Annotated in this window: 1 protein-coding gene; it reads right to left on the bottom strand. The window is 72.3% G+C overall.

Annotated elements, in window-relative coordinates; genetic code table 11:
• Positions 1–6 precede the first annotated feature (6 nt).
• On the bottom strand, positions 7–1,085 hold a 1,079-nt coding region (locus tag MFF30_RS25065; protein ID WP_238282937.1), incomplete at its 5' end, for a polysaccharide biosynthesis/export family protein.

Here is a 1,085-nt window from a genome sequence, read left to right as displayed (position 1 = left end):
CCGCCCTTACCGAGCGGTCGCGTAGAGGGATGCGCCGGCGGAGACGGGGGCGGTGACGGTGGAGAAGACGGAGAGGACCTTCTGGACCTCGGTGAAGGGGGCGTTGGAGACGTAGACGAGGTCGCGGTTGCGCATGCGGAAGGCCTGGGTGAGGAACAGGCTGTTGGGGTCGCGCATGTTGATCCGGTAGACCACCGGCACGAGGGGCGTGCCGAGCAGCGGGCTGCCGGGCTTGAGGCGGCGCACCACGGCCGCCGGCTCGAAGCGGAAGATGAAGGTGCCGGCCGGATCGGCCTGGAAGTCGGACAGGCCGCGGGCCTTGGCCAGGGCCTGGGCCAGCGTGATGCCTTCGGCCTGGAACGGGATCTCGGTGGAGTTGCCCAGGGCGCCCACCGCCAGGAAGGTCTGGGGATCGCGCACCAGGGTCAGGGTGTCGCCCGGGCGCAGGAAGATGTTCTCGGCCGGGTTCGACACCACCGTGGTCAGGGGCACCGTGGCGGTCTGGCTCCCGCGCGAGAGCCGCACGAAGGTCTCGCTCACCGGGGCCCTCACGCCCCCGGCGGTGGCCACCACGTCGAGCAGGCGGTCGCCCTTGCCCGAGAGCGGCACGCGGGCGCCGGCGGTGACCTCGCCCGTGACCGTGACGGTCTGGGAGACGGACTTGGTGACCGAGACCAGCACCTGGGGCTGGATGGCCTTGCCGGCCAGTTCGGTCTCGATGAGCCCCTGCACGTCCTGCGGGCGGCGCCCGGCCACCTGGATGCGCCCGGCATACGGCACGGTGATGGCCCCGTCGCGCGGCACGACCTGCTCGGGAATGAGGGCGGACTTGGAACCGGCCGAGAAGCGATCGGCCACCAGGGGCCCGGAGAACAGACCGCCCGAGCCCGCCTCCCAGACCGACACCGCTACGAAGTCGCCCACCCCGATCACGGGCTCCAGCGCCGGGCGCTTGTCGCCGAACGAGGCCAGCAGGCTGTCCAGGGCGCGCCCGCGCAGGGCCTCCACCGTCGCCGCCGACAGGTCCACGATCTCGTAGCGGGCGAACGTGCCCTCGCTCGTCGAGACGTCGGCCCCCTCCACGA

The sequence above is a fragment of the Methylobacterium goesingense genome (assembly GCF_022179225.1).
Classification (GTDB): domain Bacteria; phylum Pseudomonadota; class Alphaproteobacteria; order Rhizobiales; family Beijerinckiaceae; genus Methylobacterium; species Methylobacterium goesingense.
The sequence above is the reverse complement of the archived record's forward strand: the minus strand, read 5'-3'. Positions and strand labels throughout refer to the sequence as shown.